Source organism: Kribbella sp. NPDC055071, from assembly GCF_053608045.1.
Window position 1 is genome coordinate 66396 of sequence record NZ_JBSGUS010000021.1, and the last position, 25226, is coordinate 91621.

Sequence of the window (25226 nt, forward strand, 5' to 3'; positions counted from 1 at the left end):
TCGGGTTGCGGTTGACATGCAGCCGTACGGCTGCCTATTGTTCATATGCAGCCAAACAGCTGCATGAATCGATCGGAGCGGGGATGGACGACGAGGTGTTCCGCGCCCTGGCCGACCCGAGCCGGCGGCTACTGCTCGACCTGCTGAATGCGCGCAACGGGCAGACGCTGCGGGAGCTCTGTGCCGGTCTGGAGACGGCCGGTCTGGAGATGGCCCGGCAGTCGGTGAGCAAACACCTCACCGTGCTGGAGGCCGCGAATCTCGTCACCACCGTGTGGCGCGGCCGGGAGAAGCTGCATCACCTCAACGCCGAGCCCATCAACGCCATCGCGGACCGCTGGATCAACCAGTACGACCGGAGGCGGGTCCAGCTGTTCGCCGATCTCAAGACGGCTTTGGAGGCCGAAACCATGAGCGACAACGAGTTCGTCTACACGACCTACATCAAGACCACGCCGGAGCGGCTGTGGGCGGCATTGACCGATCCGAAGTTCACCGAGCAGTACTGGGGCCTGCACCACGAGACCGACTGGAACGTCGGCTCAGAGGTGGTCTGGAAGATGGGCGACGTGACGATGGCCGGGCCGGGACAGGTCGTCGTCGAGAACAACCCGTACACCCGGTTGTCGTACACGTGGCACCACATCACGCCGGAGTTCGCGAAGGCGGTCGAGCTCTCCGACGACCTGTATCAGCGGGCCAGTCGTGAACCGCTGTCCACGGCCACCTTCGAGCTCGAGCCTGTCAACGGTCAGGTCAAGCTGACGGTCATCCACACCGGCTTCGAGCCGGGCAGCGCCATCCTGGAGATGGTGAGCCAGGGCTGGGTCAGCCTCATCTCCGACCTCAAGTCCTTCGTGGAGTCCACCCCCGCGCTCTCCGCCTGACCGGTCTCGTGCAGCCGGTCTGTCCAGGTGTCCGCCTAAGGACGTTTGTGGATGAGGAGTGGGAGGACGGCGGCGGCTCCTGCCTCGCGGAATTTGGCGGCTGCGACCGTCACCGGCCACTGCGATGAGCTGGCGTCGACCAGCAGCAGAACCGTGCGAGCGGTGATCGCCTGAGCGGTTGACTCGTCGATCGACAGGCCGTCCCGCCAGACCCTGGCTTCCTCGGCCGAGGAGAGGTCATCGGTGAAGCCACTGCGATCGACCGTCAGCTCCGCACGGTCCAGCCGCCCCACGGTGGCAAGGTGATCGGCGATCGCCACCGTCAACTCCCGGCGGCCGGCGGCCGGTAGCGCAACGACAACCTCCGGACGAGCCGACCACGAACCACGCCACCGCGACAGGGCCGCAACGGCACCGGCCTTCAGGACCTCAACCGCATCAGCCGTCGGCGCGTCCGAGAAGGCCGAGGTCAGGACCTCGCGCCACTCGGGGGCGTCGGCGTACACGATGATGCGGCCGGGCTCGGCGGACAGCTCGGCGGGAATCTTGCCGCGGGCACCGAACGCCCCGCCCGGCCACATCTTCCGTGTCTCGAGCACGTGCACCTCGCCGCGGAGCAACCGCGTGATCGTGGCGACGGTGTCCGCATCCGGCCGCTCCCCCAGCGGATCCGGCAGCGCCCCCAGGCACACCGAGCAGCGGCCACACGGCTCGGCGGACGGATCGTCCAGCGACTCCTGCAACAGTTGCATCAGGCAACGGTCGCCGCGCGTGTACGCGCGCATGATGTCCGCCTCGCGCCGTCGTACGCCGACGATCCCGTCGTAATGCGCCGCGTCGAAGGTCCACTCCGTCCCGGTCCGCACCCAACCACGCTCGACCCGGTCGACGACCCCGTCCACCGCCAGCTGCTTCAACATCAGCTCAACGCGCGTACGACGAAGCCCGGTCTCGGCCTCGAGCGACGGGACACTAGCCGGCTGGTCCGGCCCGTAGCCGTCCAGACCGCGCAGCAACCGCTGAACGTTCTCCGGCACCGGAATCGTCGCCGTCGCGAAGTAGTCCCACACGCCTGAGTCCGCGTCCGACGGCAGCAATGCCACGACGGCATGATCGATCCCGCGACCCGCACGCCCGACCTGTTGGTAGTACGACACCGGTGACGGCGGTGAGCCCACATGCACCACGAACCCCAGGTCGGGCTTGTCGTACCCCATCCCCAACGCCGACGTGGCAATCAGCGCCTTGAGGCGGTTGTCCCGCAATGCGTCCTCGAGCTGCTCTCGCTCCCCGGCCTCCAGCCCACCGGTGTACGCCGCCACGGGTACGTCGCGCCCGTGCACCTCCTGAATCAACCCCGCCAACCGCTGCGCGTCCGCAACAGTCAACGTGTAGACGATCCCCGACCCCGGCAGCTTCGGCAGATAGTCGACCACCCACGCGAACCGGTCGAGCGGCGACAACTTGTCCACGACCGCCAATTGCAGACTCGATCGCGCCAACGGCCCCCGCAGTACGAGCGTGGACTCGCCCAGCTGATGCGCGACGTCCTCGGTCACTCGCGCGTTCGCCGTCGCCGTGGTCGCGAGGACCGGCGTCTTCGGGTTGAGCTGCTGCAGTACGTCGGAGACTCGCCGATAATCCGGGCGGAAATCGTGACCCCAGTCGGACACCGCATGTGCCTCGTCGATCACCAGCAGCCCGACCTGCCCGGCCAGTCCGTCGAGGACCCTCCTCCCGAAGCCCGGGTTCGCCAAGCGCTCCGGTGAGACGAGCAGTACGTCGATCGCACCCGACCGCAGATCCTGCTCGATGCTCGACCACGAGTCGATGTTGTTCGAGTTCAACGTGGCCGCTCGCAGCCCGGCCCGGCTCGCGGCCACGACCTGGTCACGCATCAACGACAGCAGCGGTGACACGACCAAGGTCGGCCCAGCGCCTTCGGCTCGTCTGATCGCGGTCGCCGCCCAATACACCGCTGACTTGCCCCAACCAGTCGCCTGCACGACGAGGACCCGCGCGGCCGGCTCGCACAACGCCGCCACGGCCGTCTCCTGGTCGGCCCGCAGCCGCGCGCCGTCGCCCGCGATCGCCCGGATCACGCCACCCGCGATCTCCGCACGTGCCTCAGTCAAAGCGAGCGTCCCACTGGAGTCAGCCATGCCGAAACCCTAGACGCCCGCACCTACAGTTCGCTCCGCCGAACCACCAACCTGTGGATAACCCAGGCTCAAGCGCATTGACCGGGATGGCAGGGTTCGCCGTCCGGGGTGACGAGACGCTGGGGACCGGGGCCTTTGGCGGCCAAGGCGTCGTACGGATTGGCGAGGGCGCAGCGGTCGAGGGAGAGACAGCCGCAGCCGACGCAGTCCTTGAAGTCGTCGCGGAGTTGCTCGAGGTAGAAGATGCGCTTGTCGAGCTCGGCCTGCCAGCACTCGGAGATCCGTTCCCAGTCCGAGCGTGTCGGCGTCCGGTTGTCCGGCAGCAGCGCGAGGATCGCGGCGACCTCGGCGAGCGGGATGCCGACCCGCTGCGCGATCCGGATCAACGCGACCCGGCGCAGCGTGTCCCGCTTGTACCTGCGCTGGTTGCCCGACGTACGGCGACTCACGATCAGGCTCTGCCGTTCGTAGAAATGCAGAGCCGAGATCGCAACCCCACTGCGCTGCGCCAACTGCCCGACGGTCAGCTCACCCGGCTCGATCTCCATCGCCCATCCTCCAACCTCAACCTAGATCGAGGCTAGCTGACGCGGTCAGGCGGTCAGGCGGCGGCGGTCTCGGGCGGTGTGACCAACCGGCGCCCGATGCTTGCGGACATCAGAGCCGCCGCCGCGCACAGGCCGCCGGCCAGGTACCAGGCCAGGTTGTAGCTGCCTTGTGCGTCCCGGATCCAACCGGCGCCCGTGGCAGCCAGCGCCGCACCGATCTGGTGTGACGCGAACACCCAGCCGAACACGATCGGACCGTCCACCCCGAACCACTCCCGGCACAGCGCCACGGTCGGCGGCACGGTCGCGACCCAGTCCAGCCCGTAGAAGATGATGAACACCCAGACACTCGGTTGAGCCGTCGGACCGAGCAGCGATGGCAGCACAAGCAGCGACAGCCCACGCAGCGAGTAGTAGGCGATCAGCAGGTACCGCGGATCCCACCGGTCCGTCAGCCACCCGGACACGATCGTGCCGCCGACATCGAACACACCCACCAACGCCAGCAACGACGCCGCAGTGGTCGCCGGCATGCCGTGATCGTGCGCAGCCGTGACGAAGTGCGTGCCGATCAGCCCGTTCGTCGACGCACCGCAGATTGCGAACCCACCGGCCAGCAGCCAGAACGCCGGACGCTTCATCGCGGTCCGCAGTGCGTTCAGAGCCCGCATCGCACTGCTCCCGGTCGTCTGCACCCGCTGTCCGGCCGTGCTGCCCTCGGGAGCGCCGTACGCGCGGAGTCCGACATCGCTCGGGTAGTCCCGCAGGAAGAACAGCACCAGGGGTACGACGGCCAGCGCCGCGCCGGACGCGACCAGCGCGGGGACGCGCCAGCCGTAGTTGCCGGCCAGGCTCGCGATCAGCGGCAGGAAGATGAGCTGACCGGTCGCGCCGGCCGCCGTCAGGATTCCGGTGACCAGTCCACGGCGGTGGACGAACCACCGACCGGTGATCGTCGCGACGAACGTCATGGACATCGACCCGGTGCCGATACCGACCAGCAGTCCCCAGCAGAGCAGCAGTTGCCAGGACGCGGTCATGAAGACCGTCAGTCCGCTGCCGAGTGCGATCAGAACGAGCGCTCCGCTGACCACCCGGCGCAGACCGAGCCGGTCCATCAGGGCGGCAGCGAACGGCGAGATCAGGCCGTAGAGCAGCAGGTTGATCGACACCGCCGACGAGATCGTGGCATGCGACCACCCGAACTCCTCGTGCAGCGGATCCAGCAGCACGCCGGGCACCGACCGGAAACCGGCCGCACCGATCAGCGTCACGAACCCCACCACGGCGACCGCCCAGGCCAGGTGCACCCGGGCAGGCTTCTTCGTCTCGAGAATCTGCGTCACACGCTCAAGCCTGACGGTTCGACCGTCATCGAACCAGTGGCCAGAATGCCATGATGTGTCAAGATATGGCCATGAGCGCTCCGCACGTGATCGCCGTCCTGGCCCTCGAACCGGTGGTCGGCTTCGACCTGACCATCCCGCCGACCGTGTTCGGTGCGGCGACGACGGCCGACGGCACCAACCTGTACGACGTTCGTATCTGTGGACTCAGCACCGATCCGGTCCGGGTCAGCGCCGGCTTCCAGCTGATCCCGGACTACGGTCCCGAGGCGCTGGCCGAGGCGGACACCGTGATCATCCCGGGCACCTACATCGCGCAGCCGCGCTACGAAGGGACGCTGCCCGACGACCTGGCCGCAGCACTCGCGACCATCCGCCCTGGCACGCGGATCGCGTCGATCTGCACGGGAGCGTTCGTACTGGGCGCAGCCGGACTGCTCGATGACCGGCCCGCGACCACGCACTGGATCCGGGCCGACTTGTTTCGCAGTGTCTATCCACAGGTCAAGCTCGACGAGGATCGGCTCTTCATCGACGACGGGGACATCCTGACGTCCGCCGGGCTGGCCGCCGGCGTTGACCTGTGCCTGCATCTGGTCCGCCGCGACTTCGGCAGCGAGGTCGCGAACCGGGCCGCGCGACACTGCGTCGTACCGCCGTGGCGGGACGGCGGGCAGTCACAGTTCATCGAGCGCGTCGTACCCGAAGAGGGCAGCGAAGGCACTGCACCTACTCGCGCATGGGCGTTGCAGCGACTGGGTGACGAGCTCAGCCTGCCCGCGATGGCGGCACAGGCACGGATGAGCGTCCGCACGTTCAGCCGCCGCTTCAAGGCCGAGACCGGGCAGTCCCCAGGCACCTGGCTGTTGCAGCAGCGCGTCCGGCACGCGCGCCACCTGTTGGAGACGACTGTCCTGTCCGTCGACCGCGTCGCCGAGGAAGCCGGCCTCGGTACGGCGGCCTCCCTGCGCCACCACCTCCGCTCCGAGCTCGGCGTCTCCCCCATCGCCTACCGCAAAACCTTCCGCGCCGGCTGAGCTAGCCCAGCGTGTGTGGCCGCTTGTTCATCGACTCGACACCGTCGGCGGTCACCACCACGATGTCTTCGATGCGCGCGCCCCAGCGGCCGGGTTGGTAGATGCCGGGCTCGATGCTGAAGGCAATCCCGGGCTCGAGGACGAGGTCGTTCCCACGGACGATGTAGGGATCCTCGTGCACGTCGAGGCCGATGCCGTGTCCGGTTCTGTGGATGAACAGATCACCGAAGCCTGCGGCCGTGATCACGTCGCGCGCTGCGGCGTCGATCGATTCCGCGGACACTCCTGGGCGCACTGCATCGACCGCGGCCTGCTGCGCTTCCTGCAGCACGGCGTGCGTCGCGGCAACGTCGGCGTCCCGCGGTTCGCCGACCGCGTACGTGCGGGTGGAATCGGAGAAGTAGCCCTCGGCAACGGGTCCGCCGATGTCCACGACGACCACATCGCCCGCCTCGATCACGCGGTCGGACACGCCGTGGTGCGGGCTCGCGCCGTTCGGCCCGCTGCCGACGATGACGAAGTCGGGTGTCGTGTGCCCTTCCTCGACGATCGCGGCCGCGATGTCGGCGCCAACCTCCGCCTCGGTCCGGCCCGCGCGCAACCATTCGCCGACGCGAGCGTGCACCCGGTCGATCGCGGCACCCGCCTTCCGCAGCGCGTCGACCTCAGCCGCGTCCTTCCGCATCCGCAACTCCCGCACGATCGGCCCGGCCAGCACCTGCTCGGCCTTCGGCAACGCATCCCGGAAGGCGAGGACATGCAGTGCGGGTGTGAAGTCACTGACCGCGACTCGGTCTGCGCCACGCAGTCGGTCCGCGGCGACGCCGTACGGATCGTCGCCGTCGACCCAGGTGACGACGTCGACGCCCAGCTCGTCGAGCGGTGCACCGGCGAACCCGGGTGCCTCCAGCTTCGGTACGACGAGAGCTACCGGCCCGTCGGCGGGGATGACCAGTGCGGTCAGTCGCTCCAACGAGCCACCGGCGTACCCGATCAGATAGCGCAGGTCGGAGCCCGGCGCGATCACCAGACCGGTGCCCGCGGCGGCTGCGCGGGCGCGCTCCAGCCGGGCGCTGAGGACGGTGGCTTCGGGTGCGGGACCTTTGGGTGTACGACTCGACATGGATTGACTCTAAAACGGCCGGTTCGGAAACTGTCGGCGGGCGTTGCTACAACTTGTGCCCTGAAGATCTGGTCCCAGGTGGTTGGGTCGGCGAAAGGGCTATCACGATGAGTCTGAACCACGTGTCGTACGGCGAAGGCGTGCCGGTGCTTGCGGTCCACGGCTGGACGCCCGACCACCGCTTGATGACCGGTTGCCTGGAGCCGGTTTTCGCCGAGCTGCCCGGATACCGCCGGATCTACCCGGACCTGCCGGGCATGGGTCAGAGCCCGGCCGGGGACATCGACAGCTCGGACGGGATCCTTGCGGCTCTCGACGAGTTCATCGACGAGCAGATCGGGAGCGAGCCGTTCCTGCTGATCGGCGAGTCGTACGGCGGCTACCTCGCGCGCGCCCTGGTCCGGGAGAGACCGGCGCAGGTGCTCGGCCTCAACCTCATCTGCCCGATCGGCACGATCGTGATCAACGAGGATCGGCACGTGCCCGAGCACGTGGTGCTACGGACCGAGCCCGGCGTGCTCGAGTCGCTGGCCGAGGGTGAGGACTTCACCGACCTCGCTGTCGTTCAGACAGCGGCCGCGCTGGAGGCGTACCGGCGGGATGTGGCGCCGGGTCTGGCGTTGGCCGACACGGCCGCACTGGAGCGGATCCTGAAGAAACGGGTGTTGTCGGTCGATCCGGACGGCGGGCCGGCCTACGAGGGACCGACGCTGATCATGTGCGGGCGGCAGGACGCGGTCGTGGGGTATGAGGACACGTGGGTTCTGCTGCCGCAGTTCCCGCGGGCTACGTTCGCCGTGCTCGATGTGGCTGGGCACAACCTGCAGATCGAGCAGCCTGCGCTGTTCGCGTCGCTGATCCGTGAGTGGTTGGAGCGCATCGGCTGAGGGCTCCCCACGGATGGCTACTTGCGGGTAATGTCTGGCGCATGGTGACTGGCTCATGGTGCTCTGGTTCATGGTGACTGGCTCATGGTGACTGGGCGGCGTCGGATCGCGTGGCCGTTGCTTGTTGCGTTGACGAACGGGCGCGCGCGGATCTCGGATGAGCGGTTGGCGGCGGCCGTTCGGGGTCAGGTGATCCTGGTGACGGGTTCGTCGTACGGGATCGGCGAGGCGACGGCGCGACGGCTGGCTCGGGCTGGGGCGACTGTGCTGCTGGTGGCGCGGACTGCGGATCAGTTGGAGGTCGTGGCTGGGGAGATCCGGGCCGCGGGTGGTTCGGCGTTCGTGTATCCGGTGAATCTGGCTGATCCGGCGGCGGTGGCGGACCTGGTGCGGACTGTGCTGGCCGAGCATGGGCGGGTCGACGTACTGGTGAGCAACGCCGGCAAGTCGATCCGCCGGTCGATCGCGGATTCGTACCAGCGGTTCCATGACATCGAGCGGACTAATGCGGTCAACTATCTCGGGCCGGCCAAGCTGGTGGTGGAGCTGCTGCCGTCGATGCGGGAACGGCGCGCTGGGCACATCGTGAATGTGTCGACGGCCGGGGTGCGGACGCCGCCGATGGCCAGGTGGTCGGCGTACCTGGCGTCGAAGAGTGCGTTCGATGTGTGGCTGCGATGTGTGGCGCAGGAGATCCGCGGTGATGGGGTGACGACCTCGACTGTTTACATGGGTTTGGTGCATACGCGGATGAGTCAGCCGACGGCTGAGCTGAACAATCTGCCCGGCCTCACGCCGGAGCAAGCCGCCGAGCAGGTGTGTACGGCGGTCGCCGAGCGGCCGAACAACCTCACTCCCCCGATGGTCCGCCCAGCCGATGCCCTCGGCAACTTGTTGCGGGTCCCTACCGATCGCCTGCTGGAGCAGTACTACCGCTGGACCACAACCAGGCCGAAACGATGAGCGGACCCCTGCGATGAGCGGCCCGACGCGAACGGGGCCGACGCGACGCGCGGGCCGAAACGATGAGCGGACCCGTGCGATGAGAGGGCCGAGCCGATGAGGGGACCCGTGCGATGAGAGGGCCGAGCCGATGAGGGGGCCGCGGCCGGTTGGGCCGATGCGGCCGCCGCAGTGGCTGATGCAGGGGGCGGTGGAGGTTGGCGGGGCGTCGGTCTCGTTGCTGAAGTCGGGTGTGTGGCGGTCGGCGCGGCCGGGGCACCTGATCGGGATCGAGCGGGCGCTGCGGACGTGGGGTCAGTCGATGGCAGCACTCGGCGCGATCGCGGCCATCCGCTATCCCGACCGCCCAGCCATCATCTCCCCCGCGGACGGAACTCAAATCACCTACCAGGAGCTCGATCGACGCTGCGAGCGCATCGCTGCGGGCCTCCACGAGCACTACGGAATAGTTGCCGGCAGCAAGGTAGCGATCCTCTGCCGCAACCACCGCGGCTTCCTCGAAGCAACCCTCGCCGCCTCTCGACTCGGCGCCGACGTCCTCTTCGTCAACACCGAGTTCGCACCCTCACAAATCAAGTCGGTCCTCGACCACCACACCCCAGACCTCCTCATCCACGACCCCGAATTCACACCCCCACCCACCACCCCAGCCATCCTCTCCACCCCCGACCCATCCGACTCAGCTGCGCGCCCCAGCGCCCGATCCACCCCCGACCCGACAAGCACAGCCGCCCGACCGCCCGACCCGACGAGCACAGCCGGTCTGCCCGGCGCTGCGGGAGTAGACGGGGGTGTGGTGAGCCTCGATGTGTTGGCTGGGGCTGCTGCGCCTTCGGCTCCGCGGCCTGATCGGCCCGGGCGGATCACGATTCTTACGTCGGGGACTACCGGGGCGCCTAAGGCGGCGCCGCGGACGCCTACTGCGGGTGGGCTTGCCGGGTTGGCTGTTAGTGCGGTGGACCGGTTCGGGCTGCGGTCGGGTGAGCCGGTGATCATCTGTCCGCCGTTGTTCCACGGGCTCGGGTTGCTGTCGTCGATGCTTGCGCTCTTCCTCGGTTCGCCGATCGTGCTGCGGCCGCGGTTCGACGCCGCCGCGGTGCTGGCCGACGCCGAAACCACCCGAGCCGGCACGATCCTCGCCGTACCGGTGATGTTGCGCCGGTTGCTCGACCTCGGCCCTGAGGAGATCGCGCGGCACGACCTAGGTTCGCTCCGCACGGTCGTCTCCGGAGCATCCGCGCTAGGAGTGCCACTGGCCGAACGATTCATCGAACGGTTCGGCCCGGTGTTGTGCGACGCGTACGGCTCGAGCGAGGTCGGGATCGCGACCATCGCCACCTCGGCCGACCTCATCGCAGCACCCGGGACGGTCGGCCGGCCGTGTCTCGGCAGCTCGATCCGCATCCTCGACGAGAACGATCGTTCTGTCGCGCCCGGCGTGACCGGACGGATCTTCGCAGGCGGCGGACTGATGTTCGGCGGGTACGCCGACGGCTCGAACAAGACCGTGATCGACGGCCGGATGAGCACCGGCGATCTCGGTCATCTGGACACGACCGGCCGCCTGTTCATCGACGGACGTGAGGACGACATGATCGTCTCCGGCGGCGAGAACGTGTACCCGGTCGAGGTCGAGGAGTGCCTCGCCACCCATCCCGCAGTCGCCGAGGCAGTGGTCGTCGGCGTACCTGATGACGACTTCGGACAGCGCCTGATCGCATACGTCGTACTCCGCGAGCCGATCACCGAGGACGAGCTGATCGCCCACGTGAAGGCGCAACTGGCCCGGTACAAGACGCCGCGGCAGATCGTCGTACTGGACGACTTCCCGCGGAACGCGACCGGGAAGGTCGTGCGCAGCAGGTTGCCTTCGCCGAACTAGAGCGACCGAGGCGGATGCCCTGTGTAGGTGGGGATCACGGACCTGGGCAGCGGGCCTTTGATGCGGGTGGGGTCCTGTTGCTGCTCGAGGGCATGGGCAAGCAGGCCGACCGAGCGCGACAGGATGAAGAGGCCGCGAGCGAGCTCAGCGGGCAGGCCGAGCTCGGCGTAGATGGTCGCCGTAGCACCATCGACGTTCATCGGGACGGGCGCGAGGACGGCTTCCAGCGCGAGGGCGATCTCGAGGTGCCGACCGTCGATGATGCCGTCGGCAACCGCCTGCTCCGCCGCGGCGATCAGCGGATCCCGGCGCGGGTCGTGCAGATGGAACCGGTGGCCGAACCCAGGGACGTAGGCCTTCCGAGCCTTGTACGACGACACCAGCTCGCGAGCTGCAGCATGAGGTTCGTTGCCTTCGTCAACCGTTGCCCGCAGCTGGTACAGCATCTCGAGACATTGTTGCCCTGCGCCACCATGAACGTCGCCGAGCAGATTGACGCCGGTCGCGATCGCGTTGTTGAGCGCAAGTCCGCAGGAGGCAGCCATCCGCGCGGCGGCAATCGACGGGGCTTGCGGGCCGTGATCGACCGCGGCGACCAAGGTCTGCTCGAGCAGCTTGGCCTGACCCGGAGTCGGCAGTTCGCCGCGAACCATCAGCCAGATCATCTGCGGGAAGCTGACGCCGCCGATCAGCTCCTCGATCGGATAGCCATGGAACCGGATCACCCCGGGCTCGATGTCCGAGATCCCCGTCGCCCACCAGTCCGCGGCAGCATTCGACCCCATCAGGTGGCTCCTTGCTCGCGCAGGACATCAATCTCCGAACGCGTGTATCCGACCTCAGCGAGGATCTCGGCCGTGTGCTCCCCCAACCGCGGCGGTCGCATCGACGGGCCGACTGGTCGACCATCGACATGCACGCTGCTGCCGAGGACCCGGAGCTCGCGGTCACGACCATCAGGCATCGGCACCGAGTGCAAGAGTTGACGCTCGGTGAGCTGCGGCAGAGCGAGCGTCTGCTCGACGGTCAGGACCGGTGCGACCGGTACGCCGGAGCTCGCCAGCAGCTCGTCCCAGTGCGCGGCCGAGTGCTCCGACAGCGTCTTCTCGAGCTCTGCCTTCAGTTCGACCCGATGCGCCTTCCGGGCCTCGCGGGTCGCGAACCGTTCGTCGGTGATGAGCTCCTGGCGGTCGAGCGCCGTACAGAGCTCGACGTACTGCTCTTGTTTGTTGGCGGCGATGTTCAGCTCGCCGTCCGCGGTGCGGAAGGTTCCCGACGGTGCCGAGGTCGCGTTTTCGTTGCCCATGGCACGCGGTATCCGGCCGCCGACCAGGTAGTCCGAGACCACCCAGCCCATCGCGGCGACCGCGGTCTCCAGCATCGAGACGTCGAGATAGCTGCCCGCGCCGGTGCGAGCGCGCTTCACCAACGCCGCCGAGATCGCGAACGCCGCCGCGTAGCCGCCGAGCGTGTCCGCGATCGGGAATCCGGTCCGCGTCGGCGCGCCCTCGGACGTACCCGTCACGCTCATGATCCCGGACAACCCCTGGATGATCTGGTCGTACGCCGGTCGCCCGCGCATCGGACCGGTCTGGCCGAACCCGGAGACCGCGCAGTAGACCAGGCCCGGGTTCAGCGAGCGCAGGACGTCGACCGAGAAGCCGAGTCGTTCGAGCACACCCGGGCGGAAGTTCTCCAGCAGCACGTCCGCCTCGCGCACCAGCCGTTCAAACGCTTCCCGACCACCCGCGTTCTTCAGATCGAGAGTGATCGAGCGCTTCCCGGAATTCTGCGCCAGGAACGAGATGCCGAGCCCGTCCTTCGACAGCGACGGATCGGCACCGAGGTTCCGGGCCAGGTCGCCCGTGCCCGGCACCTCGACCTTGATCACGTCCGCACCCATCAAGGCCAGTTGGTACCCGGCGAAGGGTCCCGCCAGCACGTTCGTGAGGTCCAGCACTCGCACGCCGGCGAGCAGGTCCGCGTCAGGCTGCACTGAAGCCGCTCCAGCCGGTCGCCACGATGGTGTCGGCACAGCGTCGTACGGCGTTCACGTACGCCGGAAGCCGGTCATCGCTGAAGCGGGTGGTCGGACCGCCGATCGCGATCGCAGCCACGACGCGGCCGTCGGGACGCCGTACCGGGGCGGCGACACCGGAGGCGCCGAGCTCGCGCTCGCCGTGGCTGATCGCGAACCCTCGCGCGGCGGCGTCGGTCACGGCCGCTCGGAGCCGCTTCGCGTATCCGGCCGGGTGCGGTGCCAGCTGCGCAAGCTCCTCGATCAGCGAGGGGTCGACATCGAGGACCGGCGGATCGGTCAGCAGGACCTTCGACGCGGCGCCTCCCCACAACGGCATCGACGAACCGACGACGACCATGTGCCGAACGTTCAACGGGCCTTGGGCTTGGGCCAGACAGACGCGGGTGCGGCCGACGCGGATGTACAGGTTCGCGGTCTCGCCGGTGTCGGCGGCGAGCTTGCCCATCGCCGCGCGGACCGCGGGTGGGATCTCCATGGTCGCGCTGCTCAAGCGGGACCAGCGCAGGAAGCCGGGACCGATCGCGTACTTCCCCGGACCGGTTGACGCGACCAGCCCGCGCTGCTCGAGCGTGGTGACCAGCCGGAGCACGGTCGTCTTGGGCAGGCCGCTGGCAGCGGTCAGCGCGGCCAGTGTCCAGGTCGGATGCTCGTCGTCGAAGCGTTCGAGCAGGTCCAGCGCCCGGTGCACACTCCGCACCCCGTCGCCGTCACTCATCCGGCCCTCTCTCCCGCCACGGGCTCACCTCCGCGACCTTGTGACGATAACCCTTCCGTACCACTGAACGGAACCTATGTACCTCCTGGTGGAATGCTGCTACGGTCCTGGGCAATTCGCTCCTCGCCCCTGGGAGGTGTTCGTATGTCGCGACCCCGTACGGCGTTGGTCGCTGCGGGACTGACCGTGAGTTTGCTGGTCAGTGGTTGTTCGGCGCTGGAGAAGACGCTCGACGGCGGTAGCGTCGCCGGCGACTTTCCGAGCCGGAACGTCGAGATCATGGTGCCCGCCGCGCCTGGTGGCGGTTGGGATCTGACCGCCCGACAGTTCCAGCACGTCGTTCAGGAGAAGCAGCTGCTCCCCAGCGGCCGGTCCGTCTCCGTCGTGAACGTGACGGGCGCCGGCGGCGCGGTCGGCATCTCCAAGCTGGTCACGAAGAACCGCAAGGACCCACACACGCTGATGATCACCGGCCTGGTGATGGTCGGCGCACTCACGCTGAACCAGTCCGAGATCACGGTCTCCGACACGACGCCGATCGCGACCATCACCGCTGAGCAGGAAGTCATCGTGGTGAAGGCGGACTCGCCGCTGAAGACGCTGAAGGATCTGGTCGAGCTCTACAAGTCCGACCCGTCGAAGGTCAGCTGGGGCGGCGGGACGATCGGCGGCACCGACCACATCACCGCGGGCACGCTGGTGAAGGCCGCCGATGCCGACCCGTCGAAGGTGAAGTACATCAGCTACTCCGGCGGTGGGGAGGCGACGGCGGCGATCCTGTCCGGCGACGTGACCGTCGGCATCTCCGGGCTGAGCGAGTTCGAGGAGCAGATCACGGCCGGCAAGATGCGCGTCCTCGCGACCTCCGGCACCGCGCCCGTCTCCCTCGGCGGCAAGGAACTGCCGACGATGAAGTCGCAGGGGTACGACGCCGACGTCCAGAACTGGCGCGCGATCGTCGCACCACCGGACATCCCGGCCGCGGACCGGCAACGCCTGATCGACTTCGTCACCAAGGTCAACACCTCGCCCGAGTGGGCCGACATCCGCACGAAGAACGGCTGGACCGAGTTCTTCAAGACCGGCGACGACGCGACCAAGTTCATCGCCGCCGAAACCGTCCGCGTCCAAGCGCTGGAAAAGGAGCTCGGGATCATATGAGTTCTGCTGAAGAGGTCGAAGCGGCGGACGCCAAGAGCTCCGAAACCCAGGGCTCCGAGGTCAGGGCCGCGGATGTCGAGGTCGAAGCTTCGCGGGTGGTCCGGATTGTTGCCGCCCTGGTGCTGATCGTGTTGAGCGCGACGTTCCTGGTGGGCGTGTTCGACATTCGTAGTCCGAAGGGGCTGGATCCGGCCGGGCCGCGGTTCTTCCCGTTGCTGGTGACGTCGGCGTGGTTGTTGCTGTCGATCGGATATCTGGTCGAAGGGCTGCGGTCGCCGCGGAGTGCCGAGAAGCCGGACCGGAGCTGGTTCGAGCCGGTGACGATCTCGGCGTTGCTGGTGGTGTACGCGCTGCTCGTCGTACCGCTGGGCTACATGCTCGCGACCGCGCTGCTGTTCTGGGCCGCGGCGCGCGTGCTCGGGAGTCGCCAGCTCGTCCGGGACATCGTCGTCGCCGTCGTACTCGCAGTGGTTGTGTATGTCGCCTTCACCCAGTTCCTTGACATCTCCCTGCCGGAAGGGGTGTTGGGGCTGTGATCACCTTGACTGTCTTCGGCGATCTCCTGCACGGGTTCGGCACCGTGCTCGACCCGATGAACCTGCTCTGGGCCATCGTCGGTGTCACGCTCGGCATGCTCGTCGGCATCCTGCCCGGAATCGGGCCGGCCCTGACCATTGCGCTGCTGCTGCCGATCACGTTCAACTTCTCCGACCCGATCGGCGCGTTCATCATGTTCGCCGGGATCTACTACGGCGCGATGTACGGCGGGTCCACGACCTCGATCCTGATCAACACCCCAGGCGAGTCGGCGTCGGTCGCGACCGCGATCGAGGGTCACAAGATGGCGCTCAAGGGCCGGGCGCGGGCAGCGCTGGCGACGGCGGCGATCGGCTCGTTCGTGGCCGGGACGATCTCGACCGTGCTGCTCACGTTCGTGGCGAAGCCGATCGGCAATTTGGCCAGTCACTTCCAGGCGACCGACTATTTCGCGATCACACTGCTGGCGATGGTCGCGGTGACCGCGCTTGTCGGTCACTCGCTGGTGCGGGGACTGCTGTCACTCACGGTCGGTCTGTTCATCGGGCTGATCGGGCTGGACAGCCTGTCCGGTGCGCCGCGGTACACGTTCGGCACGCTGCGGTTGCTGGACGGGGTCGACGTCGTCATCGTGATTGTCGGACTGTTCGCGATCGGCGAAACGTTGCATGTGGCATCGAAACTACGGTCCACTCCCGAGCGTCCGGCCGTACTCGAGAAGGGGCGGCTGCGGACCGGATACCTGAGCAAGTCGGACTGGGGGCGCTCGTGGCGGCCCTGGCTGCGGGGTACGGCGCTCGGGTTCCCGTTCGGGGCGATTCCGTCGGGTGGCGCCGAGGTTCCGACGTTCCTGTCGTACTCGATCGAACGGCGGCAGGCGCGGAAGAAGGGTCGCGACGAGTTCGGCGACGGGGCGATCGAGGGTGTGGCCGGGCCTGAGGCGGCGAACAACGCGTCGTTCTCCGGAGTGCTGGTGCCGCTGTTGACGCTGGGCCTGCCGACGTCGGCGACGGCTGCGGTGATGCTGGCGGCGTTCCAGATCTTCAATGTGCAGCCCGGGCCGCAGCTGTTCGAGGATCAGGGCACGCTGGTGTGGACGCTGATCGCGTCGCTGTACATCGGCAACCTGATCCTGCTGATCATGAACCTGCCGCTGATCCAGATCTGGGTGCAGGTCCTCAAGGTGCCGCGGCCGTTGTTGTACGCCGGGATCCTGGTCTTCGCGTGTCTTGGGGTGTACTCGCTGTCGGGGTCCGGGTACGAGGTGCTGATGGCATTGCTGATCGGTGTGGTCGGCTTCTTCATGCGGAAGCTGGACTTCCCGATCGCGCCGGTGATCCTGGGTGTGATCCTCGGCCCGACGATGGAAGAGCAGTTCCGGCGGGCGCTGGTGATCTCGAACGGCGATGGGAGCGTTTTCTTCACCCGGCCGCTGAGCCTGATCATCATCGTGCTGACCGTGCTCGCGCTGTTCGTGCCGTACCTGCCGAAGATCGTCGCCCGGATCCGCGGCACCCAGCCCACCCACGACCGCCTCACCTTCGGCGAGGACGACTGACTACCCGGACCTGCGCCACTCATCAACCCGCCGCCGACTCCACCCACCCAGCGGGAGTTGCTGAATTGGTGCGCGGTTGGTGAGTGGCGTGGGTCCGACGGATGGGAGAGTGTGCTTGTGAAGATCCTGGTCGGTTATGTGCCAACTCCTGAAGGCGAGGCCGCGCTGACGGCCGCGGCCGCCGAGGCCGAGCTGCGGGGGGCGTCCGTGCTGCTGCTCAACACCAGCCGCGGCGACGCCTACATCGACGCCCGCTACGCCAACGCCGAGGAGCTGGCCGCCGCCGAGGCGAAGCTGGGCGAACGCGGGGTCGAGGTGACGATCCAGCAGGCGGTCTCCGGTGGCGACGTAGCCGGCGAACTCCTGAAAGCAGCTGCGGCCGAGGACGTCGGCCTGATCGTCCTGGGCCTCCGCCGCCGCTCCCCCGTCGGCAAACTGATCCTCGGCAGCACCGCCCAAAGAGTCCTCCTCGAGTCCCCCGTCCCAGTCCTCGCCGTCAAAGCCCCCTCCCTCCACGACTAAATCCAGGTGAGGGGCTGGGGTCGGGCGCCTAAACTGGTGTGGATATGCCTGATGCCCGGACCGAGTCGTCGAGTCCCACCCCAGCCACCGGTCCCGCACCCGTCAACGGACCCACCGCGACCAGCGGTTCTGCACCTGCCGTGACCACCGGTGCCGCGCCCGTCAACGGGCCGGCGGCGGATCCCGCCGTACGACGGCAACCGCGGAAGCGGGGTAATCGGCGGCGTGCGGCCAAGCCGTCCGGCGATCAGGTGGCGGTCGCTGACGTGAATCTGGCTGAGGTGGCTGGTCGGCTGGATGGGTTGTTGGGTTATGACCGGGAGCAGCTTGGGCGGCGACTCGAGCGGGTTCGGGGTATCAAGGACGAGCAGAAGCGGGCGGCTGCGCTGCAGGGCGCGGTGACGGCGGTCGAGCAGGCCGAGCGGCGGGTCGAGGTACGGCGGGAAGCCGTCCCGGAAATCACGTATCCGCCGGAGTTGCCGGTCAGCCAGTTGAAGGACGAGATCGCGGCCGCAATCCGCGACAATCAAGTGGTCGTCGTTGCCGGTGAGACCGGGTCCGGGAAGACGACGCAGATCCCGAAGATCTGCCTCGAGCTCGGACGCGGCGTGCAGGGCATGATCGGCCACACCCAGCCGCGGCGACTGGCCGCACGAACGGTCGCGGAGCGCATCGCCGAGGAGCTCGGCACCGAACTGGGCGACACGATCGGATTCGCGGTCCGGTTCACCGACAAGGTCAGCGACCGTTCGCTGGTCAAGCTGATGACCGACGGCATCCTGCTGAACGAGCTCCAGCGCGACCGCGACCTGACCCGCTACGACACCCTCATCATCGACGAGGCGCACGAGCGCAGCCTGAACATCGACTTCATCCTCGGGTACCTGAAGCGCCTGCTCCCCCGCCGTCCCGATCTCAAGGTGATCATCACCTCGGCGACCATCGACCCCGAACGGTTCGCCGAACACTTCGCCGACAGCAACGGCACGCCGGCGCCCATCGTCGAGGTCTCCGGCCGGACCTACCCGGTCGAGGTCCGCTACCGCCCGATCAACGACCCCGAGGACCTGAGCACGATCGACCGCGACCAGACGCAGGCGATCCTCGACGCCGTCGACGAGCTCGAGTACGAGGCCGACGGCGACATCCTGGTGTTCCTCAGTGGTGAACGCGAGATCCGCGACACCGCGGACGCACTCAACGACAAGTTCGCGAGCCAACGCGGGCGACCAGGTGCCGTCGAGGTGCTTCCGCTGTACGCGCGACTCTCGAACGCAGAGCAGCACCGCGTCTTCCAGTCCCACTCGAACCGCCGCATCGTGCTCGCGACCAACGTCGCCGAGACCTCACTGACCGTGCCCGGTATCAAGTACGTGATCGACCCCGGTACGGCGAGGATCTCGCGCTACAGCCATCGGACCAAGGTCCAGCACCTGCCGATCGAGCCGGTCTCCCAGGCCAGCGCCAACCAGCGCAAGGGCCGTTCGGGCCGGACCAGCGACGGCATCTGCATCCGGCTGTACTCGGAGGAGGACTTCGAGGGGCGCCCGGAATTCACCGATCCCGAGATCCTGCGTACCAACCTCGCGTCCGTCATCCTGCAGATGACCTCGATCGGGCTCGGCGACATCGCGGCGTTCCCGTTCATCGACGAACCGGACAAGCGCAGCATCACCGACGGTCTGCAACTGCTGACCGAGCTCGGCGCGATCGAGTCGGCCAAGGCGAACGAGCGTCATCGCCGCTTGACCCCGATCGGGCGGCAGCTCGCCCAGATCCCGCTCGACCCGCGGCTGGCCCGGATGATTGTCGAGGCCGACAAGAACGGTTGCGTGCGCGAGGTGATGGTGATCGCGGCAGCGCTCTCCATCCAGGACCCGCGGGAACGCCCGACCGACGCCGAGGCCCAGGCGCAGCAGGCCCACGCCCGCTTCCGCGATCCGAACAGCGACTTCCTCGGGTACCTGAACCTGTGGGCCTATCTGAAGAAGCAGCAGAAGGAGCTCTCCGGCAATCAGTTCCGCCGGATGTGCCGCAGCGAGTACCTCAACTATCTGCGCGTCCGTGAGTGGCAGGACATCTTCGCCCAGCTGCGTCAGGTCGCCGCACAGATCGGCGTCACCCTGAACAGCGGCGAGCCGGCCGACCCGCAGAGCGTCCACATCTCGCTGATGTCGGGGCTGTTGAGTCACATCGGCCTGAAGGATCCGGCCAACCAGCATCAGTACATCGGTGCCCGCGGCACCAAGTTCGCGATCTTCCCCGGATCCGGGCTGTTCAAGAAGCCACCGCAGTTCGTGATGGCCGCCGAACTCGTCGAGACCTCTCGGCTCTGGGCCCGGGTGAACGCGAAGATCGAGCCGGAGTGGGCCGAGGATCTCGCGCCGCACCTGATCAAGCGCTCGTACTCCGAACCACACTGGGAACGCAAGGCCGGTGCGGTGATGGCCTACGAGAAGGTCACGCTGTACGGCGTACCGATCGTTGCCCAGCGCAAGGTCAACTACGGCAAGGTCGATCCGGAGGTGTCGCGCGAGCTGTTCATCCGGCACGCACTGGTCGAGGGCGACTGGGACACGCACCACAAGTTCTTCCACGAGAACCGCAAGCTGATCGAGGAAGTCGAGGAGCTCGAGGAGCGCACCCGCCGACGCGACCTGCTGGTCGACGACGAGACGCTGTTCGCCTTCTACGACGAGCGGATCGGGCCGGAGGTCGTCACCGGCCGGCACTTCGACACCTGGTGGAAGACAGCGCGGCAACGCGACCACGACCTGCTGGACTTCGAGCGGTCGCTCGTGGTTCGCGAAGGCGCTGAGGTGAAGGAGGAGGAGTTCCCACTGCGCTGGACGCAGAACGGGATGACCTTCGACCTCACCTACGCCTTCGAGCCTGGTACGGACGCCGACGGCGTGACCGTGCACATTCCGCTGCTGGTGCTCAACCAGGTCAGCGCGGACGGGTTCGAGTGGAGCGTGCCCGGGTTCCGCGAGGAGCTCGTCACGACGCTGATCAAGTCGTTGCCGAAGGCCATCAGGCGCAACATCGTGCCGGCGCCGGACCACGCCCGACAGGTGCTCCCCCACCTTGACCCGACCTCCGGACCGCTCGTCGACGCGCTGGCCCGTGAGCTGCGAGAGCTGCGCGGCGTCGTGATCGAGCCGGGTGACTGGGATTGGACGCGGGTGCCTGAGCATCTGCGGATGACGTTCCGAGTGGTCGACGACAAGGGCAAGACCGTGGCCGAGGGCAAGGATCTCGCCCGGCTCAAGGAACGGCTGAAGCCGAAGACAACGGCCGCGATCTCGCAGGTGGCAGCCAAGGCGGTCAGCGGGCTGGAGCGATCCGGCCTGACCGACTGGACCTTCGGTGACCTCCCGCGGAGCTTCTCCGAACACCGCAACGGACTCACTGTCGCCGGCTACCCGGCACTGGTTGACGAAGGCAAGAGTGTCGCGATCCGGCTGCAGGAGACCGAACGCGACCAGGCCGCCGCGATGTGGAACGGCACCCGCCGGATCCTGCTGCTGACGATGCCGTCGGTCATCGACGTCGTCCAGCGCAACCTGACCAACCAGCAGAAGATGACGCTGATGGCAGGTCCGCATCGCAACGTGGGTGACCTGCTCGACGACGCGATCTCCGCTGCGGTCGACCAACTGATGGCGGCGGCCGGCGGACCGGCGTGGAACCTGACCGCGTTCTCGATCCTGCGCGACGCCGTACGGTCCGATCTCGCCGACACCGTGCTCACGATCCTGCGCCAGGTCGAGCAAGTCCTGGGCCACGCTCGTACCGTCGACAAGCAGATCTCCCGGGCCTCGAGCCCCGCGTTGCTCGCTGCCTTGTCCGATGTCCGCGGTCAGCTCGAAGGACTCGTCCACCGCGGCTTCATCACCGAGACGGGCGCTGCAAGACTCCCTGACCTGGTCCGCTACCTCCGCGGCATCGAACAACGCCTCGACAAGCTCGCCGCCAACGCAATGCGCGACCGCTCCGGGATGGCGATCGTCCACACCCTCACCGCCGAGTACGACAAGCGCCTGCGCGCGGTCCCCACCGGCAAATACCCCACCCCCGAACTCCTCGAAGTCCGCTGGATGCTGGAAGAACTCCGAATCAGCCTCTTCGCCCAAACCCTCGGCACGCCCTACCCAGTATCAGAAAAGCGCATCCGCAAGGCCCTGGCCGAGAGCTAGGAGTCGAGCAGGCGTTGGCCGTGGGTGTGGACGGCGGTGCGGAGTTCGGGTGGGTCGAGGATCTCGAACGGCCAGTAGATGCGGGCTACTTGGGCTACCAGGGGGCCTAGCTCGTTCGCTGCCAGGCGGACTTCGCAGGTAGTTGCGTCGATCGGCTCCACGACCGCCTGGCCTGGGGGTAGGTGGTTGGCGACGGTGGTGGCGTCGGCGTGCACTCGGATCCGGCCGACGATGTCCCAGGGTGCGACTCCGGTGCCTTCGGCAACTAGTGCGACGGGGTCGGGTGGGTTGTCGAAGCGGTAGCGGGCGCCGGTGCGGGTCGGGTGGGTGATGCGGTCGACCCGGAACGTGCGCCAGGCCTCGCGGTCGCGATCTCGGGCGACGAGGTACCAGCGACGGCCGGTGTGGACGATGCGGAGGGGTTCGACGCTGCGATCCGTCGTGGTGCCGTTGTGGGTGCGATAAGCGAACCGCAGGCCTTCGGTGTCGCGGCAGGCGGCGGCCAGGGTGGCGAGGGTGTCGCCGTCGACGGTCGGCAGCTCGCCCTGCGGGAACTGGGTGATCTGTGCACCGATGGCGGCGACCTGCTCGCGTAGTCGGGTCGGCAGGACCTGGTTGAGCTTGGTCAGTGCGGAGATCGCGGACTCCTCCACGCCGGACACGGTCGTCGTGGTCGCGACCCGCAGCCCGATCGCGACCGCCACGGCTTCCTCGTCCTCGAGCAGCAAGGGTGGGAGGCGGCCACCGGGACCGAGTCGGTAGCCGCCGCCGATACCGGCTTCGGCGTCGATCGGGTAGCCGAGGGAGCGCAGTCGCGTCACATCGCGCCGTACGGTGCGAGGCGTGACCTCGAGCCTGGTCGCGAGCTCGGCGCCGTCCCACTGAGGACGGGACTGGAGCAGCGACAGCAAGCGCAGCAGCCGGGTCGCGGTATCCATGATTCGTCTATTCTGCCTCGACCTGCGGACCGATCCTGTCCGCAGGTCGTTCTACGGTGGCAGCATGACGACGCTCTCGCAGAATCTCCTGGACCTGTCCGACTTCGCCTGGCAGCGGCTGCGCGGCCGCGTCGAGGACATGACCGACGAGGAATACCTGTGGGAGCCGTTCAACGGCTCCTGGTCGATCCGGAAGACCGACGCGGGCTTCGCCTCCGACGGGGCGTGGATCGCGCCCGAGCCCGCGCCGTTCACGACTCTGGCCTGGCGGATCACCCACATCGTCGACATGCTCCAAGGCGAGCGCACCGCGACCTGGTTCGGGCACCAGCCTGCGGCCGACGACGGGACGCCGCCAGTGCCCGGTACGGCGGACGAGGCGCGGGCGGCCCTGGATCACGCGTACGACGTCTGGCGGCGACGTCTCGCTTCACTCAGCCAGGACGATCTCGACCGGCCGATGGGACCGATCGCCGGCATGTGGAGTGAGAGCGACGGGACGTCGTTCGCCCTGCACATCCTCGACGAACTCATCCACCACGGCGCCGAGGTAGGCGCCGTCCGCGACTTCTACCGCGGAGAGCACCCCGAGGACCCCTTCACAGGTGAGCTCACTCCAGCCGACCGCCCCGCCCTACTCGCCGAGGCCGCAGCAGCACAACGATGGGACGTAATCCCCCGACTCGCCACCCAGGGCTTCGACGTCAACGCACGTACGAAGGACGGCTTCACAGCCGCCCACCTAGCAGCCGGCACCGGCACCCTGGACACACTGCGATTCCTGGCCGAACACGGCGCAGACCTATCCGCCAAAGACCCCCGCTTCAACGCTGACGCCCTCGGCTGGGCCAACTGGTTCCACCAACCAGAAACCGCCCACTACCTGAAATCCCGCTAACCCAGAGGTCTCAAACACCAACATCCCGAGAAAGCACAAAGAAAAAGACAGGCAAAGAAAAGATGGAGTGGCTGGGTGCCTGGCGGGCTGGGTGCGTCGGTGCGGCCGGTCGGTGATCGGCGTCGTCGGGAGTGCAGCGTCGTGCCGTGGGTGCGGGATCAGCTGCTGAGTGGGCGATCTCCAGGCCATCACAATCTGTGGTTCTGGTGAAGGTCAGGCGCGAGTCCGTCGCTGATCGGAGATTGTGATGGCCTGGAGAACCGTGCGCGGATGCCTTGTGTGCCCGCTGGGTGGTCGAGTCGTGGATTGTGGCGTGCTGAGGCGTGTCTGGCCGACCGCGATCCACGACTCGATGCCTGCACATACTCTGACCCGCCGACCACCACCGGCCCGGCCAGCCCGGCCAGGCACCCAGCACCCTCTCGATCTCTTCTTGCTCTTCTTCTTAGGTTTTGTTCTTCAGGTTCTTCAGGTTCTTCGGTGTCTTGGCAGCGCAAAGCGCCCGGCCTTGGGAGGGCGGGCGCTTTGTGGGGAGGTTTATTCCAGGCAGATTCTGAAGGGGTGGCCGGCTGGGTCGGCGTAGATTCGCCAGCCTCGGTCGGTTTCGGCGGGGGGTGGGTCCAGGGGGTCCAGTGGCTCGGCTCCGAGGGCGACCACGGTGGCGTGGCCGCTGGAGAGGTCCTCGACGATCAGGTCGAGATGGAGATCCTGCGCTTCGGTGCCTGGCCAGGTGGCCGGCACGTACTCCTCCGAGCGCCGGAAGGCCAGCGTCGAGAAACCGAGCGAGGAGCCGGGGCCGGTCAGGCTCCGCCAGTCCTCGTCGCCGTTCTCGTCGATCTCCAGCCCCAGCAGCGCTGAGTAGAACTGGGCGAGCTCGAGTGGGTCCGAACAATCCAGCACCACCGAGCCGAGCCGCCCGGCAGTACTGCCCGGCTGCTCTGCCACCTGCGTCATCTGTCCTCCAACTTCCCGTTCATTCGCCTGCTCCTGTCGGGGCAGGCCCGGCCAGGCCCGTCGTGGTCGGAAGGCCCGGCCGCCTACGATGACAGGTCCGGCGGACAGTTCGCATCTTTCGACACGCATTCTTGCTTCGTAAGACGGTCGCTGACAGTGAACCTAATCCGCTGCTCCCGCTAAACCGGCCTGACAGTGGTAGCGCGACGGCGCTCGGTGAGCTTGCGAATCTTGGCCCGGGTCCCGCAGTCCTCCATCGAGCACCAGCGGCGCGAACCGTTGCGGCTGCGGTCCAGGAACAGCCACCCACAGCCGCCCTCGTCGACCGGGCACGAGCGCAACTGCCGCAGGTCGACCGTCCGCACCAACTCGACCGCGGCGAACACCAGGCGATCCGGAATCATCAGCGCCGGCGCCGTCCCGACCCGCAGCTCTGCAACCCCCGGACCAGCATTGCGGGCGACCAGCATCGACCGGGCCGCGGCGGCAGCCCAGCGCAGCATCAGCCTTTCGTAAGTTGACTCTTGAGCCGATTCCGGTACGACGCCGACCGCCCGCTCGGACAGCAACAGATACGCTGCCTCGCGAATCTCGTAGGTCGCCCGTAGAGCCTTCTCGGCGAGGTCCGGAGCACCCTCCCAGACCGCCTCGATCGCCGCCGCCTCGGCCGGGTCGACCAGCGAGATCCGCTTGCTCCAGGCGAGCAGATCGGCCGGCCGTCTCAAAAAATCGTGGGCATCGAGGTGCCCGTCGGTGCGACCCTTTACGGTATTCACGAGGTCCAGGGCGGGATGCCCACCGACAACCCTGAAGTCGTCACGAGAACTGTCGGCCATGGCCCAGACGCTACCACCGTAACCATGTACAG

At 67.7% G+C, this 25226-nt stretch carries 21 protein-coding genes; 11 read left to right on the top strand and 10 right to left on the bottom strand.

What is annotated here, in order from left to right; translation table 11 throughout:
- The first annotated feature begins 83 nt into the window (after nt 1–83).
- Nucleotides 84–887 (top strand): ArsR/SmtB family transcription factor, encoded by an 804-nt coding sequence (locus tag ACWF4Z_RS29980; protein ID WP_452246515.1) that lies wholly within the window; start codon nt 84–86, stop codon nt 885–887.
- Between the two features lie 35 nt (nt 888–922).
- Here ACWF4Z_RS29980 and ACWF4Z_RS29985 read toward each other — a convergent pair whose 3' ends face one another.
- From ACWF4Z_RS29985 to ACWF4Z_RS29995, 3 genes are all read right to left on the bottom strand, one after another.
- Complete coding sequence (locus tag ACWF4Z_RS29985) at nt 923–3049, bottom strand: RecQ family ATP-dependent DNA helicase (protein ID WP_452246516.1); 2127 nt, start codon at nt 3047–3049, stop codon at nt 923–925.
- 68 nt (nt 3050–3117) lie between these two features.
- Entirely contained in the window at nt 3118–3597 is a 480-nt protein-coding gene (gene soxR, locus ACWF4Z_RS29990; RefSeq protein WP_452246517.1) for a redox-sensitive transcriptional activator SoxR, read from the bottom strand.
- Between the two features lie 53 nt (nt 3598–3650).
- Nucleotides 3651–4943: an MFS transporter gene (locus ACWF4Z_RS29995; RefSeq protein ID WP_452246518.1), complete on the bottom strand. Its 1293-nt coding sequence runs from the start codon at nt 4941–4943 to the stop codon at nt 3651–3653.
- A 71-nt stretch (nt 4944–5014) separates the two neighbouring features.
- On the opposite strand from ACWF4Z_RS29995, the gene ACWF4Z_RS30000 reads away from it, so the two are divergent.
- The gene (locus ACWF4Z_RS30000) at nt 5015–5980 is read left to right on the top strand and encodes a GlxA family transcriptional regulator (RefSeq protein WP_452246519.1); all 966 of its coding nucleotides are present in this window, start codon (nt 5015–5017) and stop codon (nt 5978–5980) included.
- Nucleotide 5981: 1 nt separating this feature from the next.
- Here ACWF4Z_RS30000 and ACWF4Z_RS30005 read toward each other — a convergent pair whose 3' ends face one another.
- Complete coding sequence (locus ACWF4Z_RS30005; RefSeq protein WP_452246520.1) at nt 5982–7103, bottom strand: M24 family metallopeptidase; 1122 nt, start codon at nt 7101–7103, stop codon at nt 5982–5984.
- Between the two features lie 107 nt (nt 7104–7210).
- Between ACWF4Z_RS30005 and ACWF4Z_RS30010 the strand changes: the two genes are divergently transcribed.
- The 3 genes from ACWF4Z_RS30010 to ACWF4Z_RS30020 all read left to right on the top strand — a co-directional run bounded on the left by ACWF4Z_RS30010 (nt 7211) and on the right by ACWF4Z_RS30020 (nt 10835).
- Nucleotides 7211–7990, top strand: a complete 780-nt coding sequence (locus ACWF4Z_RS30010) for an alpha/beta fold hydrolase (protein WP_452246521.1) — start codon at nt 7211–7213, stop codon at nt 7988–7990.
- An 84-nt stretch (nt 7991–8074) separates the two neighbouring features.
- A complete protein-coding gene (locus tag ACWF4Z_RS30015; protein WP_452246522.1) occupies nt 8075–8953 on the top strand; it encodes an SDR family NAD(P)-dependent oxidoreductase in 879 nt (292 codons plus the stop codon).
- A gap of 190 nt (nt 8954–9143) precedes the next feature.
- The gene (locus tag ACWF4Z_RS30020; protein WP_452246523.1) at nt 9144–10835 is read left to right on the top strand and encodes an AMP-binding protein; all 1692 of its coding nucleotides are present in this window, start codon (nt 9144–9146) and stop codon (nt 10833–10835) included.
- On the opposite strand, the gene ACWF4Z_RS30025 is transcribed toward ACWF4Z_RS30020, so the two are convergent.
- The 3 genes from ACWF4Z_RS30025 to ACWF4Z_RS30035 are packed head-to-tail and all read right to left on the bottom strand — an operon-like array spanning nt 10832 to nt 13591.
- Nucleotides 10832–11620: a citryl-CoA lyase gene (locus tag ACWF4Z_RS30025; protein WP_452246524.1), complete on the bottom strand. Its 789-nt coding sequence runs from the start codon at nt 11618–11620 to the stop codon at nt 10832–10834. The genes ACWF4Z_RS30020 and ACWF4Z_RS30025 overlap by 4 nt on opposite strands.
- Nucleotides 11620–12831 carry a CaiB/BaiF CoA transferase family protein gene (locus ACWF4Z_RS30030; RefSeq protein ID WP_452246525.1) on the bottom strand — a complete coding sequence of 404 codons (1212 nt, stop codon included), beginning with the start codon at nt 12829–12831 and terminating at the stop codon, nt 11620–11622. Before ACWF4Z_RS30030 ends, ACWF4Z_RS30025 begins: the two co-directional genes overlap by 1 nt.
- Nucleotides 12821–13591, bottom strand: a complete 771-nt coding sequence (locus ACWF4Z_RS30035; protein ID WP_452246526.1) for an IclR family transcriptional regulator — start codon at nt 13589–13591, stop codon at nt 12821–12823. Before ACWF4Z_RS30035 ends, ACWF4Z_RS30030 begins: the two co-directional genes overlap by 11 nt.
- 144 nt (nt 13592–13735) lie before the next feature.
- Between ACWF4Z_RS30035 and ACWF4Z_RS30040 the strand changes: the two genes are divergently transcribed.
- From ACWF4Z_RS30040 to hrpA, 5 genes are all read left to right on the top strand, one after another.
- On the top strand, nt 13736–14752 hold the full coding sequence (locus tag ACWF4Z_RS30040) for a Bug family tripartite tricarboxylate transporter substrate binding protein (RefSeq protein ID WP_452246527.1): 1017 nt from the start codon (nt 13736–13738) through the stop codon (nt 14750–14752).
- Nucleotides 14749–15288: a tripartite tricarboxylate transporter TctB family protein gene (locus tag ACWF4Z_RS30045; protein WP_452246528.1), complete on the top strand. Its 540-nt coding sequence runs from the start codon at nt 14749–14751 to the stop codon at nt 15286–15288. The genes ACWF4Z_RS30040 and ACWF4Z_RS30045 overlap by 4 nt, the downstream gene beginning before the upstream one ends.
- Nucleotides 15285–16847: a tripartite tricarboxylate transporter permease gene (locus tag ACWF4Z_RS30050; protein WP_452246529.1), complete on the top strand. Its 1563-nt coding sequence runs from the start codon at nt 15285–15287 to the stop codon at nt 16845–16847. Before ACWF4Z_RS30045 ends, ACWF4Z_RS30050 begins: the two co-directional genes overlap by 4 nt.
- 117 nt (nt 16848–16964) lie before the next feature.
- On the top strand, nt 16965–17369 hold the full coding sequence (locus ACWF4Z_RS30055; protein ID WP_452246530.1) for a universal stress protein: 405 nt from the start codon (nt 16965–16967) through the stop codon (nt 17367–17369).
- A 44-nt stretch (nt 17370–17413) separates the two neighbouring features.
- On the top strand, nt 17414–21568 hold the full coding sequence (gene hrpA / locus ACWF4Z_RS30060) for an ATP-dependent RNA helicase HrpA (protein WP_452246531.1): 4155 nt from the start codon (nt 17414–17416) through the stop codon (nt 21566–21568).
- Here hrpA and ACWF4Z_RS30065 read toward each other — a convergent pair.
- Nucleotides 21565–22506 carry a helix-turn-helix transcriptional regulator gene (locus ACWF4Z_RS30065; RefSeq protein ID WP_452246532.1) on the bottom strand — a complete coding sequence of 314 codons (942 nt, stop codon included), beginning with the start codon at nt 22504–22506 and terminating at the stop codon, nt 21565–21567. The genes hrpA and ACWF4Z_RS30065 overlap by 4 nt on opposite strands.
- A gap of 64 nt (nt 22507–22570) precedes the next feature.
- Between ACWF4Z_RS30065 and ACWF4Z_RS30070 the strand changes: the two genes are divergently transcribed.
- Complete coding sequence (locus ACWF4Z_RS30070) at nt 22571–23404, top strand: DinB family protein (RefSeq protein WP_452246533.1); 834 nt, start codon at nt 22571–22573, stop codon at nt 23402–23404.
- Nucleotides 23405–23941: 537 nt separating this feature from the next.
- On the opposite strand, the gene ACWF4Z_RS30075 is transcribed toward ACWF4Z_RS30070, so the two are convergent.
- Nucleotides 23942–24358, bottom strand: a complete 417-nt coding sequence (locus ACWF4Z_RS30075) for a VOC family protein (RefSeq protein WP_452246534.1) — start codon at nt 24356–24358, stop codon at nt 23942–23944.
- Nucleotides 24359–24537: 179 nt separating this feature from the next.
- Nucleotides 24538–25194, bottom strand: coding sequence for a CGNR zinc finger domain-containing protein (locus ACWF4Z_RS30080; protein WP_452246535.1), 657 nt, complete (start codon nt 25192–25194; stop codon nt 24538–24540).
- Nucleotides 25195–25226: the final 32 nt, after the last annotated feature.